Source organism: Wenjunlia tyrosinilytica (assembly GCF_014646055.1).
Lineage (GTDB): Bacteria > Actinomycetota > Actinomycetes > Streptomycetales > Streptomycetaceae > Wenjunlia > Wenjunlia tyrosinilytica.
Window position 1 is genome coordinate 67,676 of record NZ_BMMS01000011.1, and the last position, 16,036, is coordinate 83,711.

General features: G+C 72.8%; 15 protein-coding genes, 1 tRNA gene and 1 pseudogene. 8 read left to right on the forward strand and 9 right to left on the reverse strand.

The window, feature by feature from the left end:
* Positions 1-27: 27 nt before the first annotated feature.
* Positions 28-1,686: a urocanate hydratase gene (hutU, locus tag IEY86_RS14145; RefSeq protein ID WP_189132012.1), complete on the reverse strand. Its 1,659-nt coding sequence runs from the start codon at positions 1,684-1,686 to the stop codon at positions 28-30.
* Between the two features lie 124 nt (positions 1,687-1,810).
* Between hutU and IEY86_RS14150 the strand changes: the two genes are divergently transcribed.
* The gene (locus IEY86_RS14150) at positions 1,811-2,335 is read left to right on the forward strand and encodes a DUF309 domain-containing protein (protein ID WP_189132013.1); all 525 of its coding nucleotides are present in this window, start codon (positions 1,811-1,813) and stop codon (positions 2,333-2,335) included.
* 166 nt (positions 2,336-2,501) lie between these two features.
* Here the strand turns inward: IEY86_RS14150 and IEY86_RS14155 are convergent, their stop codons facing one another.
* On the reverse strand, positions 2,502-3,377 hold the full coding sequence (locus tag IEY86_RS14155) for a MurR/RpiR family transcriptional regulator (protein ID WP_373287023.1): 876 nt from the start codon (positions 3,375-3,377) through the stop codon (positions 2,502-2,504).
* A gap of 262 nt (positions 3,378-3,639) precedes the next feature.
* Here IEY86_RS14155 and IEY86_RS14160 point away from each other — a divergent pair.
* Positions 3,640-3,759, forward strand: a pseudogene (locus tag IEY86_RS14160) (ABC transporter permease); the annotation flags it as partial.
* A 148-nt stretch (positions 3,760-3,907) separates the two neighbouring features.
* Here the strand turns inward: IEY86_RS14160 and IEY86_RS14165 are convergent.
* Both IEY86_RS14165 and IEY86_RS14170 read right to left on the reverse strand, forming a co-directional pair.
* Positions 3,908-4,642, reverse strand: coding sequence for a class I SAM-dependent methyltransferase (locus tag IEY86_RS14165; protein ID WP_189132014.1), 735 nt, complete (start codon positions 4,640-4,642; stop codon positions 3,908-3,910).
* Between the two features lie 20 nt (positions 4,643-4,662).
* Positions 4,663-6,048, reverse strand: coding sequence for an acyl-CoA synthetase (locus tag IEY86_RS14170; protein WP_189132015.1), 1,386 nt, complete (start codon positions 6,046-6,048; stop codon positions 4,663-4,665).
* A gap of 129 nt (positions 6,049-6,177) precedes the next feature.
* Here IEY86_RS14170 and IEY86_RS14175 point away from each other — a divergent pair, with 129 nt between their 5' ends.
* On the forward strand, positions 6,178-6,588 hold the full coding sequence (locus IEY86_RS14175) for a hypothetical protein (protein ID WP_189132016.1): 411 nt from the start codon (positions 6,178-6,180) through the stop codon (positions 6,586-6,588).
* A 395-nt stretch (positions 6,589-6,983) separates the two neighbouring features.
* Here the strand turns inward: IEY86_RS14175 and IEY86_RS14180 are convergent, their stop codons facing one another.
* A complete protein-coding gene (locus IEY86_RS14180) occupies positions 6,984-7,826 on the reverse strand; it encodes a PfkB family carbohydrate kinase (RefSeq protein ID WP_229698413.1) in 843 nt (280 codons plus the stop codon).
* Between the two features lie 92 nt (positions 7,827-7,918).
* The gene (locus tag IEY86_RS14185; protein WP_189132017.1) at positions 7,919-9,298 is read right to left on the reverse strand and encodes a cystathionine beta-synthase; all 1,380 of its coding nucleotides are present in this window, start codon (positions 9,296-9,298) and stop codon (positions 7,919-7,921) included.
* A gap of 212 nt (positions 9,299-9,510) precedes the next feature.
* Here IEY86_RS14185 and IEY86_RS14190 point away from each other — a divergent pair, with 212 nt between their 5' ends.
* The 3 genes from IEY86_RS14190 to IEY86_RS14200 all read left to right on the forward strand — a co-directional run bounded on the left by IEY86_RS14190 (position 9,511) and on the right by IEY86_RS14200 (position 13,166).
* Complete coding sequence (locus IEY86_RS14190; RefSeq protein ID WP_189132018.1) at positions 9,511-10,542, forward strand: SGNH/GDSL hydrolase family protein; 1,032 nt, start codon at positions 9,511-9,513, stop codon at positions 10,540-10,542.
* A gap of 257 nt (positions 10,543-10,799) precedes the next feature.
* Complete coding sequence (locus tag IEY86_RS14195) at positions 10,800-12,017, forward strand: acetyl-CoA C-acetyltransferase (RefSeq protein ID WP_189132019.1); 1,218 nt, start codon at positions 10,800-10,802, stop codon at positions 12,015-12,017.
* A 219-nt stretch (positions 12,018-12,236) separates the two neighbouring features.
* Positions 12,237-13,166 carry a hypothetical protein gene (locus IEY86_RS14200; RefSeq protein WP_189132020.1) on the forward strand — a complete coding sequence of 310 codons (930 nt, stop codon included), beginning with the start codon at positions 12,237-12,239 and terminating at the stop codon, positions 13,164-13,166.
* Positions 13,167-13,272: 106 nt separating this feature from the next.
* Here IEY86_RS14200 and IEY86_RS14205 read toward each other — a convergent pair whose 3' ends face one another.
* Positions 13,273-13,641 (reverse strand): hypothetical protein, encoded by a 369-nt coding sequence (locus tag IEY86_RS14205; RefSeq protein ID WP_189132021.1) that lies wholly within the window; start codon positions 13,639-13,641, stop codon positions 13,273-13,275.
* A 213-nt stretch (positions 13,642-13,854) separates the two neighbouring features.
* On the opposite strand from IEY86_RS14205, the gene IEY86_RS14210 reads away from it, so the two are divergent.
* Positions 13,855-14,085, forward strand: a complete 231-nt coding sequence (locus tag IEY86_RS14210) for a DUF4287 domain-containing protein (protein ID WP_189132022.1) — start codon at positions 13,855-13,857, stop codon at positions 14,083-14,085.
* 115 nt (positions 14,086-14,200) lie between these two features.
* On the opposite strand, the gene IEY86_RS14215 is transcribed toward IEY86_RS14210, so the two are convergent.
* Positions 14,201-15,085 carry a Bax inhibitor-1/YccA family protein gene (locus IEY86_RS14215; RefSeq protein ID WP_189132023.1) on the reverse strand — a complete coding sequence of 295 codons (885 nt, stop codon included), beginning with the start codon at positions 15,083-15,085 and terminating at the stop codon, positions 14,201-14,203.
* 119 nt (positions 15,086-15,204) lie between these two features.
* Here IEY86_RS14215 and IEY86_RS14220 point away from each other — a divergent pair, with 119 nt between their 5' ends.
* Complete coding sequence (locus IEY86_RS14220) at positions 15,205-15,702, forward strand: barstar family protein (protein ID WP_229698414.1); 498 nt, start codon at positions 15,205-15,207, stop codon at positions 15,700-15,702.
* 58 nt (positions 15,703-15,760) lie between these two features.
* Here IEY86_RS14220 and IEY86_RS14225 read toward each other — a convergent pair.
* Positions 15,761-15,842 (reverse strand) — tRNA-Leu (locus IEY86_RS14225).
* Between the last annotated feature and the right edge of the window lie 194 nt (positions 15,843-16,036).

Sequence of the window (16,036 nt, forward strand, 5' to 3'; positions counted from 1 at the left end):
GCGGACGGCCGGTGTCCTGCGCGTCGGTCACGGGGTCTCCCGCATGGGGACGCGGACGTCACGCTCGGCGGCGACCTCGTCGGCGCGGTCGTAGCCCGCGTCCACGTGGCGGATGACGCCCATGCCGGGGTCGTTGGTCAGCACCCGGCGGATCTTCTCCCCGGCCAGCGGGGTGCCGTCGGCCACGGTGACCTGGCCCGCGTGGATCGAGCGGCCGATGCCCACGCCGCCGCCGTGGTGGATCGAGACCCACGAGGCGCCGGAGGCGACATTGACCATGGCGTTGAGCAGGGGCCAGTCCGCGATGGCGTCGGATCCGTCCAGCATCGCCTCGGTCTCCCGGTACGGGGAGGCGACGGAGCCGCAGTCGAGGTGGTCGCGGCCGATGACGACGGGTGCGGACAGCTCGCCGCTCGCCACCATGTCGTTGAACCGCTCGCCGGCCTTGTCGCGCTCGCCGTAGCCGAGCCAGCAGATACGGGCGGGCAGGCCCTGGAAGTGGACGCGCTCACCGGCCAACTTGATCCAGCGGGCCAGGGACTCGTTCTCCGGGAACAGCTCCAGGATCGCCTTGTCGGTGGCGTGGATGTCCTTGGGGTCGCCCGACAGCGCGGCCCAGCGGAACGGGCCCTTGCCCTCGCAGAACAGCGGCCGGATGTAGGCGGGAACGAAGCCGGGGAACGCGAACGCCCGCTCGTACCCCGCCAGCTGGGCCTCGCCGCGGATGGAGTTGCCGTAGTCGAAGACCTCGGCGCCCGCGTCCTGGAAGCCGACCATCGCCTCGACGTGCCTGGCCATGGACTCCCGGGCGCGCTGGGTGAAGTCGGCCGGCTTCTCGGCGGCGTAGGCGGCCATGTCCTCGAAGTCCACGCCGACGGGCAGGTAGGCCAGCGGGTCGTGGGCGGAGGTCTGGTCGGTGACGATGTCGACGGGGGCGTTCATGGCGAGCAGCCGCGGCACCAGCTCGGCGGCGTTGCCGAGGATCCCGATGGACAGCGCCCTGCGCTGGTCCCTTGCCTCGGTGGCGAGCTGGAGGGCGTGCTCGAGGGAGTCGGCCCTGACGTCGAGGTAGCGGTGCTCGATGCGCCGGTCGATGGCGCGGGGGTCGCAGTCGACGCACAGGGCGACGCCGCCGTTCATCGTCACCGCGAGGGGCTGGGCGCCGCCCATGCCGCCGAGTCCGGCGGTGAGGGTGATGGTGCCGGCGAGCGTTCCGCCGAAGCGCTTCTCGGCGACGGCCGCGAAGGTCTCGTAGGTGCCCTGGAGGATGCCCTGGGTGCCGATGTAGATCCAGGAGCCGGCCGTCATCTGGCCGTACATGGTCAGGCCCAGGGCCTCGAGGCGGCGGAACTCCTCCCAGTTCGCCCAGTCGCCGACGAGGTTGGAGTTGGCGATGAGGACGCGGGGGGCCCACTCGTGGGTGGTCATGACGCCGACGGGGCGGCCGGACTGGACGAGCATGGTCTCGTCGGCCTTGAGGTTCTCCAGGGTGCGCACCATGGCGTCGAACGACTTCCAGTCCCGCGCCGCCTTGCCCGTGCCGCCGTAGACGACGAGCTTGTCGGGGTGCTCGGCCACCTCGGGGTCGAGGTTGTTCTGGAGCATCCGCAGGGCGGCTTCCTGCTGCCACCCCTGAGCGGTGAGCTCGGTCCCCCTCGGGGCTCGGACGGGTCGCGGTCCTGACATGGCAGCTGCCTCCCGGTCATCGGAGAACGGGCCGCTCTGGATCGACCCATTCACATATTCGCCGGATGAATAGAACTAGTCAACCCTGGCGGCGCTTCGTGGGCGGTAGTGGAGAATCGGGCCTGTGGACGAGACACGGCGAGACGGCCGATCGGCCGACCGGGACCGGGACGACAAGGGCCGGGCCCGCAACGCCCGTCCCCGCGACGGGCTGGGACGGCCCCTGCCGTACGGCGCCGAGGGGGTGGAACGCCAGCCGGAGGGGGTGGTGCGGACACCGGGCGAAGCGCTGGAGGAGGCCCAGCGCCTCCTCGACACCGGGATGCCGTTCCATGCCCACGAGGTCCTGGAAGACGCCTGGAAGAGCGCCCCGGAGTCGGAACGCGCGCTGTGGCGGGGCCTGGCACAACTGGCGGTGGGCCTGACCCACGCGTGGCGCGGCAACACGTCCGGCGCGACTTCCCTGCTGCGCAGGGCGGCGGAAGGCATCGCCCCGTACGGCGAGTCCCCACCGTACGGCCTGGACATCGAAGGCCTCAGTCGGTGGGCCCACGGCTTGGCCGCCGCCCTCGAGGCGGCCCCGGAACACGACGAAGCCCGGCTGAGCCCCCCGAGCCTGCGAGGCACGCCGCAGGCGCCGAGCGCCTGAGAGGGACCGGCAGGTCGGTCCGAGGCCCGCGGGGCGCCGGCGGCGCGCCCGGCGGCATGGCGTCGGTCCGGCGGAAACCCGCGCCCCGGCCCGCCGGTGCGGGCGGACCGCACGGTGATCCGGCAGCGCTGCTCGCGTCGGCGGCCTTGCGCCGCGGGCCCGCGGCTCAGTCCACGAACAAGCCCCGGGCCGCGGCGGAGGTGTCGAAGGACTCCAGGCGGGACTGGGCGTCCGGAATGTCGTCGCACATGGATTCAAGCAGGATGCGGCCCAGCATCATCGGCGCGCAGGCCGTGTCGAAGACCAGGCCGGTGCCCACCGCCGCGGGCAGCAGGACGTCGGCGTGCTTGCCGATCGGGGCGAAGGTGCTGTCCGCGACCGCCACCACCGTCAGGCCCGCCGCCCGGGCGTACTCCAGCGCCTCGACGACCTCCTTCGCGTGGCGCGGCAGCGCGAAGCACAGCAGGGCCGTCGCGCCCGCGTGGACCGCGCTGTCGATGCGGTCGGCGAGCATCGAGCCGCCCTCGTCCAGCAGGCGCACATCCGGGTGGACCTTGGCGGCGAAGTACGCGAAGCCGCGGGCCTGCGCCGAGGCCGCGCGCAGGCCGAGCACCGGCAGGGGGCGGGAGGCGGCCAGGACGCGGCCGGCGGCGGTGACGGGTTCGGGGTCGGCGAGGAGCCCGGCCAGATGGCGCAGGTTCTCGATCTCGGCGTGGACGGCCTGCTGGTACTCGTTGCGCGCCGCCTCCCCCGCGTCCTGGGCTCCGGCCGCCTGCGGCAGCGTCTCCCGCAGATACCTGCGCAGCGCCGGGTAGCCGTCGAAGCCGAGCGCCACCGCGAACCGCGTCACCGACGGCTGGCTCACTCCGGCCAGCTCGGCGACCTCGACGCTGGAGAGGAAGGGCACATCCGAGGCCCGCCGCACCAGGCAGTGCGCGATCCGCCGCTGGGTGGGGGTGAGCCGGTGGCCCTCGAACAGCTCCAGCAGCCGGGTGGACGGGCTGGCGCCCTCGCTCGTCATCACGCTCTCCTGTCCGGGCATGGGGGGAATGATCTGTGCTCCCCGGGCCCCGACTGTACGTGCTGGTGCGCTCACAGTGCCGCGACCCGTGTCGAGGAGCCCCGCCGCCACCGTCACGTCGCAGGTCGGCGGACGGTCCTCGAAGCTGGGATCGAGGAGCTCGTCCGCCGGCGCGAAGGCGGCGCCGGCGGGCAGCTGCGGATCGGGCACGGTGCCCCGCCGGCGAAGCGCCCGCACCGCCGCCTGGCCGAGCCCGCCCCGCCCAACGCAACCGAGCACGGCCCCGGTGCATGTCGCCCTGGTCGCGCTCGCCGTGCCCGTCATCGTCACCAACTCCTACGCGGGTACGGCGGCGGCGGACCCCGAGGTCGAGGACGCCGCCCGAGGAGTCGGCACGACCGGGCGGACCGCTCACCGCGGCGTCCACCCCCGCGCTCGCCGCCCGCGGCGGCGGCACCAGCCTCGACGGCGACCCTCGGGCGGCTCCTGCGGCGGCGGCAGCACCGGCGGCCCCGACCGGGTGGCCGCGCAGTGGGCCGAGGACCACGGCATCACCAAGTGACCCTGCGCAGCGCCAGGAGCCGGTAGACGGGGTCGGGGCGCGGGGTGTGCTGGTCGGGCAGGGCGGCGAGGTCCGCGGACAGGCGCGCCGCCATGCCCGGGTCCAGCTCCAGCGCGGAGGGGAACACCCCGCGCCCGATCCCGTCCGCCGCCGCGCGCGGGGAGCGGCCCTGGCCGTGCCCGACGAACGAGGTCTCGGCGTCGGCGCGCAGCCCGTGCCGGGCCCCGTGCGCCAGCACCAACTCCCCCTCGTCGAAGGCCTGCCGGGTCCGGAACGGGGCGAACAACTCGTCGATGTCACTGCCCACGTCGTGCCCGGCGTCCTTGTCGACGGTGGCGATGAACACCCCTCCGGGGCGCAGCACACGGGCGCACTCGGCGATCACCGCCTCGGCCTGCGCCACCAGGTGGAGCAGCCACACCGCGCAGACCGCGTCCAGGGACGCCGTGCGGAACGGCAGTCGCCGGCTGTCCGCGAGCACGACTCCCCCGCTCAGCCGGTCGGCGGCCATACGGGCCATCCCGCTCGAGACGTCGGCACCGGTCACCCTCAGTCCGGGCCTGACGATCCGTTCGCTCACCAGCCCCGTTCCGCAGCCGACGTCGAGCAGGGTCCCGGCCTCGTCCGGCAGCAGGCGCAGAACGGCGGCCGCCGCGGCCCGCGCCCTCGGCACTCCCCCGCGGGTCACGTCGTAGCCGACGGCCTCTGTGTCGTAGTCCAGCATGCGGGGCAGAATATGCCCGCTCAGACCGGAGGGAGCAGCTTCTTCTGGGGTTTGCCCATCGCATTGCGCGGAAGCGTCTCCAGGAAGCGCACCACTCGGGGGCGCTTGTGCGCCGAGAGCTCCCGCGCGACGAAGTCGATGAGCTGACGCTCGCTCACCCCGTCGGCCACCACGTACGCCACGATCTGCTGTCCGAGGTCGTCGTGCGGCGCCCCCACGACGGCGGCCTCGCGGACGGCCGGGTGGTCCAGCAGCGCGTTCTCCACCTCGCCGGCGCCGATGCGGTAGCCGCCGCTCTTGATCAGATCGGTGGAGGCACGGCCCACGATGCGGTGGGTGCCGTCGGGCTCGACGACCGCCATGTCGCCGGTGCGGAACCAGCCGTCCTCGGTGAACGAGGCGGCCGTCGCCTCCGGGCGGCCGAGGTAGCCGGTGAAGAGCGTGGGCCCCTTCACCTGGAGCTCGCCGATCTCCGCGCCGCCCTCGGTGACCAGGCGCGTGGAGACGCCGGAGACCGGGACACCCACCACACCCTGGCGGCGCTCCCCGTCGGCCCTCGTGCTCACGGTGATCAGAGTCTCCGTCATGCCGTAGCGCTCGACGGGCCGCTGCCCCGTGAGCCGCTCCAGATCGCGGAAGACCGGTGCGGGCAGGGGCGCGCTGCCGGAGACCAGCAGCCGCGCCCCCTTGAGCGCGGCCGCCGAGGCGGGGTCGGCGGCGACCCGCCCCCACACCGTCGGCACCCCGAAGTACAGGCTTCCCCCGGCCCGCGCGTAAGCCTCGGGTCCGGGCCGTCCGGTGTGCACCAGACGGCTTCCGTGGCGCAGTGCCCCGAGCACCCCGAGGACGAGGCCGTGCACATGGAACAGCGGCAGGCCGTGCACCAGGGTGTCCTGCGCCGTCCAGGCCCAGGCCTCGGCGAGCGCGTCGAGATCGGCGGCCACGGCGGAGCGGGGGAGGAGGACTCCCTTGGGCGCCCCGGTGGTGCCGGAGGTGTAGAGGACGAACGCGGTGGCGTCCGACGCGGGTTCGGACGGCAGCCCGGCGCCGGAGCGCTCCCGGACGTCGACGGGAACGGTCTCGATGTCCGCCTCCGCCCACACCTGCCGGTCGGCGGCGAGGAGCAGGGCGGCGCCGGAGTCCCGCAGGATGTGGTCGCGTTCGACGGGGCCGGAGTCGGGGGGGACGGGTACGACGGGCACCCCGGCCAGCAGTCCGGCGACCACGGCGGTCACGGTCTCCAGGGAGGCGGAGGCGTGCACCGCCACGGCGGGCGCGCCCGCGATCCGCTCCACGAGTGCCGTGGCGGCGCCGAGCAGCCGCTCCCGGGAGGTCCGCCTTCCGTCGACGGTCAGCGCGTCGGCGCTGTCCGTACCCCGCGCGACCAGCGCGTCCAGCAATGACATGCCGCGAGCGTACCCAAAGGCCCTAAGGGATCCCTCCAGAGAGCGTTGCGGGGAGCCAGGGCTCGGCCAGGGGCGAAGCGGCACCTGAGGAGGAGGCCCGCCGACGGGGGGAGGGTCTACGGTTCCGGCATGAACGCGGCGCATCCGAACGACGAGCTGAAGAAGGACCTCGGCGCGGCCCTCGGGGCACGCAGGGACCTCGGGGACGACTACGAGTCCGCGCTGGTGGACTCGTTCCTGGCCAAGGTCGACGCCAAGATCGACAGCCAGGTGGAGCGGCAGGTCCGGCGGGGGCTGGCCGAGCAGGCCGTGGACCGGCACCGCCGGCCCGGCAGGCGCGGCTGGCGCGGCGACGCCCTGCCGTATGTCTCGCTGGTGCTGGCGGTCCCGCTGTCGGGCATCGGCGCGGGGTCCGCGGGCCTGACGGGTCTGGTGGTCAGCTGGATCGGGATCGTCGCGGTGAACGCGGCGCACGCCTGGTCGCCCCATCTGTCCGGGCGGCGCCGGGACGGCTCCGCCGGGTCCGACTGGGAGAAGTAGGCCGGCCCGAGGCGGGTGCCGCCCGCAGAGCCCGGGCGGCCGGGCGGCCGGGCCAAAGGATCGCGGACCGCAGGATTGAGGCGGGGACCGCCGCACCCCGGGTGCTCACACACCCAGGGGCGGGACGACGGCGGTCCCCGCGAGGGACGCGTCTGCCGGGTCAGGGCCGGGCGCGTCCTAGGCAACCGCGAGGTCCGGGAGCCGCTCCGGAAAGTCGCTGGTGCCACACTTCGCGTTCTGTCCCGTCGGCTCTCACCGACAACCACTACGATGCCCGCCCTGTGTTAAGGCCGTGCTGCCGATACATGACGTGTGCGTTCCCGTTCCGCGGCCCTCGCCGTCGCACCGGCGCGTCGCGCCAACTCCTCGCGCTCCAGGCGCAGTCGAACACCTGCTCATCCGCAGGAGCCGCCCTCGCCGCCCATCCAGGCGCGGGTGCCGAACGACGCGCAGGAGCCGGTGGCCACCTCGGCCGCGAGCGCCAGGGACCGGGTGAATGCCTCGGAGCCGAGGTCGGCGCGCTCCGGCAGGAAGTGGACCAGCGCTCCATGGAGCACATCGCCAGCGCCCAAGGTGTCGGCCGCACGCACCCGTGGCACCGGCACCTCCCCGCCGCCGTCCGGCCCTGCCCAGTGGATCGGGCCCGCTCCCTGGCTGACCGCGGCCCAGCCCACGCCGTGCTCGCGCAGGAAGCCGAGGCGGTCGCCCGCGCCCGGCGGCCGGAAGTCGGCCGAGCAGACGGCGACGTCGATCCACGGCAGGAGCTCCGCGGTTCCCGGCTTCCAGCTCCCGCCGTCGAGAAGCGTCAGCGCCCCGGCCGAGCGCGCCGCCCTCGCGACGGCGAGCGCCAGGGGCATGTGGTGGCCGTCGAACTCCACGGCCTGGAAACCGGTGACGAGCGCGGGCGGATCGCCCGGCACGGGCAGTTGGCGGCCGGTCGCGTTGAGGGAGGAGACCGCCCGCTGCCCCGTGCCCGCCGTCACCAGGACGCAGGACACCGGGGGCGGCACGGTGGACTCCTCGTCCAGATCCATGACGTCGACTCCGCACGCGGCGAGATCGGCGGTGATCCCGGCCGCGAGCGGATGCCGGCCGATGCCGGTGAGCAGGGTGGAGGCGCCGCCGAGGTGGCGGTGGGTGACGGCGGCGTTCGCGGCGGGACCTCCCGCGGCCACCGTCTGCCGGACGGCGGTCAGCTTCTCGTCGGGTGCCGGGACATGGTCGACCAGCTGGATCACGTCGAGCGTGCTCAGCCCGACGAACAGGGCTCGGCGCCGGTCCCGGTGACCCAGGGGGCCTTGGGGACCGGCGCCGGGGCGCGCGGGCGTGGTCAGGCCCGCTTCGCCAGGTAGGCGAGCAGGTCCTGGCGGGACAGGACGCCCTTCGGCCTGCCCTCGACCAGGACGACGGCCGCGTCGGCCTTCTCCAGCACGGCCATCAGGTCGGCGATGGGCTCACCGGACCCGACCTGCGGCAGCGGCGCGGACATGTGCTTGTCCAGCGCGTCGCCCAAGGAGGCGCGGCCGGTGAACAGGGCGTCGAGCAGGTCGCGCTCGACGATGGAGCCGACGACCTCGGCGGCCATCACGTCGGGGTGGCCCGCACCGGGCTTGACGACCGGCATCTGGGAGACGCCGTACTCGCGCAGCACGTCGATCGCCTCGCCGACGGTCTCCTCGGGGTGCATGTGGACCAGCTCGGGCAGCCCGCCCTCGCGGTGGGCGACGACATCGGCCACGCGGTCCTGGTCGCCCTCTGCGAGGAAGCCGTAGTCGGCCATCCACTCGTCGTTGAAGATCTTCGACAGGTAGCCGCGGCCGGAGTCCGGCAGGAGCACGACCACCACGTCGTCCGGGCCGAGGCCCTCGGCCACCCGCAGCGCGGCCACGACCGCCATGCCGCAGGACCCGCCGACGAGCAGGCCCTCCTCCTTGGCCAGGCGCCGGGTCATCTGGAAGGAGTCCTTGTCGGAGACCGCGACGATCTCGTCGGTGACCTCGGCGTCGTAGGCGGTCGGCCAGAAGTCCTCACCGACGCCCTCGACCAGGTACGGACGGCCGGAGCCGCCGGAGTACACCGAGCCCTCGGGGTCCGCGCCCACGACCTTCACCCTGCCGTCGGAGATCTCCTTGAGATACCGCCCGGTGCCGGAGATGGTGCCGCCGGTGCCGATGCCCGTGACGAAGTGCGTGATCCTCCCCTCCGTCTGCTCCCACAGCTCGGGGCCCGTGGAGTGGTAGTGGGAGAGGGGGTTGTTGGGGTTGGAGTACTGATCGGGCTTCCAGGCGCCGGGGGTCTCCCGCACGAGGCGGTCGGAGACGTTGTAGTACGAGTCCGGGTGCTCGGGGTCGACGGCGGTCGGGCAGACCACGACCTCGGCGCCGTAGGCGCGCAGCACATTGATCTTGTCGGTGGAGACCTTGTCCGGGCAGACGAAGATGCACCGGTAGCCCTTCTGCTGGGCCACGATCGCCAGGCCGACTCCGGTGTTGCCGGAGGTGGGCTCGACGATCGTCCCGCCGGGCTCGAGCTCGCCGGACTGCTCGGCGGCCTCGATCATGCGGACCGCGATGCGGTCCTTCACCGAGCCCCCGGGGTTGAAGTACTCGACCTTGGCCAGGACCGTGGCCCGCAGCCCCTCGGTCACCCGGTTCAGCCGGACCAGGGGGGTGTTGCCGACAAGATCGATCATCGAGTCGTGAAACTGCACGACATTCCTCCGGGGTCATCCGTTGCGTCAAGCGTGTCGTATGGCGCTCGCTCGGAGTCCCAGGGTCGCTTGGTCATTCCGCCCGCGTGCTGCCTTCTCAAAGCGTAACCGGCGGCATTGAGCGTGGCTTTAGTTGATTGGCCCCCCGGACCGGGCAATTTGAAGGTGTGAGGACCGGGACGGCCCCGGTGATCGGCGGCAGGGGGGTGCACATGTCCCGGGCTCGGGTGGCACGGCGGATCGCCGCGGCTGCGGCGTACGGAGGCGGCGGCGTCGGACTGCTCGGCGGCGCCGCCGTCGGACTGCTCCTCACGGAGGTGCGGCTGGCCAGGAGGGTGGTGGGCGGCTCGGACGACCGGCCTCCTCTGGCGGACGGGCGGTACGGGGCGGCCTTCGCGGCTCCGTCCAACGAGCCGATCATGCTGGTCTTCCTCGGCGACTCCACGGCCGCGGGGCAGGGCGTGCACCGGGCCTCGCAGACGCCGGGAGCGCTGCTGGCCTCGGGGCTGGCGGCGTTCGCCGAGCGGCCGGTGGACCTGGTGAACGTGGCCCTGCCCGGCGCCCAGTCCGACGACCTCGCCCGGCAGGTGTCGATGGTGGAGGCCCTGCCGGCCGTGCCGGACATCGCGGTGGTGATGATCGGCGCCAACGATGTGACGCATCGCATGCCGCTCGCCAAGTCGGTGCGGCTGCTCGTGGACGCGGTTCGGCGGCTGCGCGCGCTCGGCGCCGAGGTGGTCGTCGGCACCTGCCCCGACCTGGGGTCGGTGGAGCCGGTGTACCAGCCGCTGCGCTGGGTGGCCCGGCGGCTGAGCAGGCAGCTGGCCGCCGCGCAGACCATCGGCGTGGTCGAGGAGGGCGGGCGGACGGTGTCGCTGGGCGCGCTGCTCGGCCCGGAGTTCGAGGCCAGGCCGCGCGAGCTGTTCGGCCCGGACAACTTCCACCCGTCCGCCGAGGGGTACGCGACCGCCGCCATGGCGGTCCTGCCGACGGCCTGCTCCGCTCTCGGGCTGTGGCCCGAGGAGGAGGAGCGGCCGGACTCCGCCCGCGGCGAGGGTGTGCTCCCGGTCGCCGAGGCCGCAGCGGAGGCGGCGGGCGAGGGCGGCACCGAGGTCGCGGCGACAGCCATCGGCGGGCAGCGCGGCCGCCTCGCCCTGCTGCGGCACCGCCGCCGTCGCCGCCTGCCCGAGGAGCTCCCGGAAGAAGGAACCCAGCCGGCGACCACCCCGGCGAAGGCTCCCTGACGGGGACGGCCGAGGGCCGGTGCGGGAGGCCCGCCCGCGCGGCAAGGCGCGGCGCCGCACGCGGGGGGATGGGCCGCCGTCGCCCCTGGGCGAGGCACCTGACGGGGCGGCCTCCGGGCCGCCCTGCCGGGCGCGCGAGCGCGACGCAGATCACCGGGAGTGGCACTTCTGGGGTGGGCACGAACTGAGTACGCTCAGTGTTGAGCACAAGTTACTCATAAGTAAAGCCGCAGCTGAACGCCCCCCGAGGAGTAGCCATGCCCGAAGCAGTGATCGTCTCGACGGCACGTTCCCCCATCGGACGCGCGTTCAAGGGCTCGCTGAAGGAGCTGCGCCCGGACGACCTCGCGGCCACGATCGTGCGCGCCGCGCTGGACAAGGTCCCCGCGCTCGACCCGCGCGACATCGACGACCTGATGCTCGGCTGCGGCCTGCCCGGCGGCGAGCAGGGCTACAACATGGGCCGTGTGGTCTCCACCCTCCTCGGCTTCGACCATCTGCCGGGCTGCACCATCACCCGCTACTGCTCCTCCTCGCTCCAGACCTCCCGCATGGCGCTGCACGCCATCAAGGCGGGCGAGGGCGACGTCTTCATCTCCGCGGGCGTCGAGGCGGTCTCGCGCGGCGTCAAGGGCAGCTCGGACGGGCTCGAGGACACCAAGAACCCGCTCTTCGACGAGGCCCTGGCCCGGACCGAGACCTTCGCGGGCGGCGGCCGGACCTGGCACGACCCGCGCGAGGACGGCACTCTGCCCGACGTCTACATCGCGATGGGCCAGACCGCCGAGAACCTCGCCCAGCTCAAGGGCGTCACCCGCCAGGACCAGGACGAGTTCGGCGTGCGCTCGCAGAACCTCGCCGAGAAGGCCATCGCGGACGGCTTCTGGGAGCGCGAGATCACCCCGGTGACACTGCCCGACGGCACCGTGGTCTCCAAGGACGACGGCCCCCGGGCCGGAGTGACCATGGAGGGCGTCTCCGCGCTCAACCCGGTCTTCCGCCCCGACGGCACGGTCACGGCGGGCAACTGCTGCCCGCTCAACGACGGCGCCGCCGCCGTGGTGATCATGAGTGACACCAAGGCCCGCGAGCTGGGCCTCACCCCGCTGGCGAGGATCGTCTCCACCGGCGTGACCGGCCTGTCCCCCGAGATCATGGGCTACGGCCCGGTCGAGGCGTCCAAGCAGGCGCTCAGCCGTGCCGGGCTGACCATCGGCGACATCGACCTGGTCGAGATCAACGAGGCGTTCGCCGCGCAGGTCATCCCGTCCTACCGCGACCTCGGCGTGGACCTGGACAAGCTCAACGTCAACGGCGGCGCCATCGCCGTCGGCCACCCGTTCGGCATGACCGGCGCCCGCATCACCACCACGCTGATCAACTCACTCCAGTGGCACGACAAGCAGTTCGGCCTCGAGACGATGTGCGTCGGCGGTGGCCAGGGCATGGCGATGGTCATCGAGCGCCTCAGCTGAACCGCTCGATTCCAAAACGTTTTCAAAACAAAACGCGTGTTCCCCGGGCACTGGCCTTACGCTCGGGGAACACGTGTTTGCGCAGGTCGGTCCGGCACCGTCGAGGCCGTGCGGGCCCTATGGCCCACCGCTTTGGTGACATAGCGCACTGCACTGGCCATGACTCGTCGGGCAGGGTGGTACGGACACGACCTTTCCGCCCCCGACCTGGAGCCCGCCGTGAGCGCTGTGAACCTCATTCTGCCGCTGCTCGCCGCTGCGACCGCAGCGGCGCCGAGCGCTGCCGTCCTGGTCGCCGTACGCGGCCTGCGGCGCGAGGTCCGCGTGCTCCGCGTCGAGGTGGCTCAGGCGGCCGAGGCTTCCAAGGCCGCGCAGGCGCCCAGGGCCGCGGATGCGCCGCTCGGGGAGCGGGCGGGCGTACCGGCCGCCCGCAGCGCCACCGAGGACCTGGAGGGCGCCCTGCGCCGCCGCACCGAGATACGTGACGCGGTCGCCGAGGCACTGGCCGAGGAGCGGGAGCGCGAGCTCGCCGAAGCCCGGGCGTTCTGGGCCGCGCAGGAGGCACGCGAGACCGCGGACGCCCCGTTCCTGGACGGCCGCCTCGACGACGCCGGGGACTGCCCCTCGCCTCCGCCCCGCCAGGTCGACCTGAGCGGCCTCGACGCCTTCCGGCAGGCGCCCAACACCAATATCCACGGCCCGTTCGACCAGCAGTTCACCGACGCGCTGCGCGAGGCGATCGACGAGCTGGCCCATGAGGACGAGGACGACGCCGACCACCCCGAGCCGGCCGTGCCCGACATGCGCCGCCACCCCTCGCACCCCGACTTCCGGCCCACCCCCGTCGTGGCCGACCAGGAGCGCACCACGGACCGCCTCCTCGAGCTGGCCGAGTCCGGCACCCCGCTGACGGACGTGCGGCCCGGCCCGATGGGCACCCTCGACATCTACGTCTTCGGCGACGGCACCACGCTCTGCGTGACCCCGGGGAACCGCCCGGCCACCGAGCGGCTGGCCGAGGCGCTGCGCCGCGGGGAGACCGCGACCCTTCTGGGCGGCTCCGGCGTCGGCGGCGCCTACGCGCTCACCTTCGGCGTGGGCGACGAGAGCGTCTACCTCCTCGCCGACCGCGTGGTCACCTCGATCTGAGGCCGCCCGCCGCGGGCGCCATTTCAGGCCACCCGCTCAGGGAATCCGCTCTCCGGGAATCCCGGCTCCAGGCATCCCCGCTCCGGGAATCCCCGCCCCGGGGATCTCAGGACGCCCGGCCGTCCATGAGCCGCGCGGTCACCTCGACATTCCGCAGCGCCTCCTCCAGCACCTCCCGCGCGGCCACGCGTGCCCACTCCCCGGCGGGAGCGGCGATCGCGGCCGCGAGGTCGTGCCCGGCCACCGCCACCTGGTCACCCACCGCGAAGGGACCCGCGTCCGGCAGCGGTACCGGCTCGCGGTCCGGCGCCTCGAGGCGCTGAGCCGCGTCGGCCAGCCCCCGCGCGAGGGCGAGAGCCGCGTCGGCGCGGCTGCCGAAACCGGGCACATCGCCCAGCAGCCTGCCCTGCGGCAGGGCTCTGAGGCGGTCGGCGAGGCGGTCCACGGCATGCAGCAGAGGGGCGGCGTCGAGCATGCGACGAGAGTAGCCGCGCCGCAGGCCAGAGCGGGTACATGGTGGGCACAAGTTCACAAGCGGCAACTGTGCGCGACCGAATTCACCGGCCTCGACACATATCCGACCGGGCGAACGGGTACGACCCCGGCATCTGTCGTCGTGCCGCCGACTGTTGCCATTACAGCCAGGCTCAGGCACAGTCAGGTAACGGCACGCTAACCGGAGGCGCCCATGTCCCAGATCTTCTCCGAAGAGACCCATCGGAACATGCTCTCCCGCATCCCCATCGTCACCGGCCGCGACGTGGGTGAATGGATCCGAGCCGTAGACGAGGGTCCCGCTCTCTGCCGCTTCGAAGAGAAAGTCAACTGGCTCCGCTCCGAGCACAACCTGCCCTTCGGCCACGCGAAGGCAATCGTCCACGAATACGACCTGAGGCGGGCCGCGCGCAAACTGCAGTAGCCGGCGCCCGGACACACGGACGGCCCGTCGTACGTATATGACGTGGACGGGCCGTTGGCCGTGCAGGGCCCGGTGGCGGTGCCACCGGGCCGTCGTACGGAGCCGTACGGTCGCGCTAGTCGCGCAGGATGGACAGCAGCCGCAGCAGCTCCAGGTAGATCCACACCAGGGAGAGCGTGAGCCCGAAGGCGGCCATCCAGGACTCCTCGCGCGGGGCGCCCTGCTGGACACCGCGCTCGATCTCGTTGAAGTCCAGGGTCAGGAAGAACGCGCCGATCAGGATGCCCACGATGCCGACGACGATGCCGAGGCCGCCGGAGCGCAGGCCCAGACCGTCCCCGCCGCCGATCCACGCCGCCAGGGCGTTGATCGAGACGAGCACCACGAAGCCGATGGCGATGGCGATGCCCGCGCGCTGATAGCGCGGGGTGACCCTGATCGCGCCGACCTTGTAGGCGAACAGCGTCCCGGCGAAGACCGCGAGCGTGCCCAGGACCGCCTGGGCGACCACTCCGTCGTACGCGTAGTTGAAGGCGTGGCTGACCGCGCCGACGGCGAAGCCCTCCAGCACCGCGTAGGCCAGGATCAGCGCGGGGCTGATCCGGCGGCGGAAGAAGATGACGAGGTAGACACCGAGCGCGGCGATCGCCGCCAGTCCCGCGATGCCGAAATTCCGCACGGGGACGGTCATCCAGGCCACGGCGGCCGAGGCCACGAACAGGCCCAGCGTCATCGCCGTGCGCATCACGACGTCGTCGATGGTCATCCGGCCGGTCTGCACCGGGCCCGCGGGCGGTGCGCCGTACATCTGCTGGAGCTGGTCGGGCGTGAGATCGCCCTGGGCGTACGGGTTGCCGCCCGCGTACGGGTTGCCCTGGTAGGGCCCACCGGCCTGCGGCTGCTGGGGGGCGTGCGGACCCGCCTGCGGTCCGCCGAAGCCCGCATAGCTGTTGTCGCGGCTGAAACCCCGCCGCGAGAACATCGGGTTGCTGCTCCTCATTTCACTCCTCCATGGGCCACGTGGTGCAGCCGTCGAGCCAAGAGTAATAGCTTGGCAAAAGAAAGGCTCTCGTTCCTGGGCACGATCTTTCCCGTCAGAGGCCCTCGCACACTGGAACGATGACGAGTGAGCCGGCGTTCCACGCACTCCTCGCCGGTGATCCGGCGCCCGGAGTGCTCGACCGGCCCGCCGACGAGCCCGCCGAGGACATCCTGGCGGCTGCCCGCCGGAAGGGTTGGACGGCCGCGCTGCTCGATCTCGAGGGCGTCCGCGGCAGACCCGCGTTCTTCGACCGCTGCGCCGAGGCCCTGCGGCTTCCGGACCGGTTCGGGCGGAACTGGGACGCGCTCGCCGATTGCCCCACCGACCTGTCGTGGTGTGAGACCGGGGCCGGGCGGCTGGTGCTGGTGCGCGGCTGGGAGGGTTCCGGGAGAGCTCGCCGCGTGAGTGGGAGAGCGCCGTGGAGGTCTTCGAGTCATCCGTGCGGCACTGGCGGGGAACGCCCACACCGATGGCGGTACTCCTGCGGAGGAAGCGGGACTGCCCGCATTCTGTTTGAAAGCGGAACAGAAACCCAATGGGCGCGGAGGATCTCCCGGAGGGGGCGAAAAAGCTGAACGGGACGCGGTCGGCGGCGTCCGACCACGTCCAGTGCAGCCCCCTGGTTGAACCAGGTGCCCGGAGCGGGACTTGAACCCGCACGGCCTCTAGGCCAAGGAGGTTTAAGCTCCTCGTGTCTGCATTCCACCATCCGGGCAAGCAGGGTGCGCGCGGCCCGTTCCGAACCGTCCAGGGACATGACGAGCCTAGCCGTTCACGGTCCTTCAACTGCACGTCTCCTGCTCTAGGTTGTCTTATTTCATTGACACATGACTAGGTGTCATATTCATGCTTGCCCCGGGCCTGACGCTGCGTGCAGGACGCTTTTTAGCGGGCCGCATCCCGGTCTCA

Coding starts and splice junctions, on each gene's coding strand:
- hutU (WP_189132012.1), bottom strand. CDS start 1,686: ATGTCAGGACCGCGACCCGTCCGAGCCCCGAGGGGGACCGAGCTCACC.
- IEY86_RS14155 (WP_373287023.1), bottom strand. CDS start 3,377: ATGCCCGGACAGGAGAGCGTGATGACGAGCGAGGGCGCCAGCCCGTCC.
- IEY86_RS14165 (WP_189132014.1), bottom strand. CDS start 4,642: ATGCTGGACTACGACACAGAGGCCGTCGGCTACGACGTGACCCGCGGG.
- IEY86_RS14170 (WP_189132015.1), bottom strand. CDS start 6,048: ATGTCATTGCTGGACGCGCTGGTCGCGCGGGGTACGGACAGCGCCGAC.
- IEY86_RS14175 (WP_189132016.1), top strand. CDS start 6,178: ATGAACGCGGCGCATCCGAACGACGAGCTGAAGAAGGACCTCGGCGCG.
- IEY86_RS14190 (WP_189132018.1), top strand. CDS start 9,511: ATGTCCCGGGCTCGGGTGGCACGGCGGATCGCCGCGGCTGCGGCGTAC.
- IEY86_RS14195 (WP_189132019.1), top strand. CDS start 10,800: ATGCCCGAAGCAGTGATCGTCTCGACGGCACGTTCCCCCATCGGACGC.
- IEY86_RS14205 (WP_189132021.1), bottom strand. CDS start 13,641: ATGCTCGACGCCGCCCCTCTGCTGCATGCCGTGGACCGCCTCGCCGAC.
- IEY86_RS14210 (WP_189132022.1), top strand. CDS start 13,855: ATGTCCCAGATCTTCTCCGAAGAGACCCATCGGAACATGCTCTCCCGC.
- IEY86_RS14215 (WP_189132023.1), bottom strand. CDS start 15,085: ATGAGGAGCAGCAACCCGATGTTCTCGCGGCGGGGTTTCAGCCGCGAC.
- IEY86_RS14220 (WP_229698414.1), top strand. CDS start 15,205: ATGACGAGTGAGCCGGCGTTCCACGCACTCCTCGCCGGTGATCCGGCG.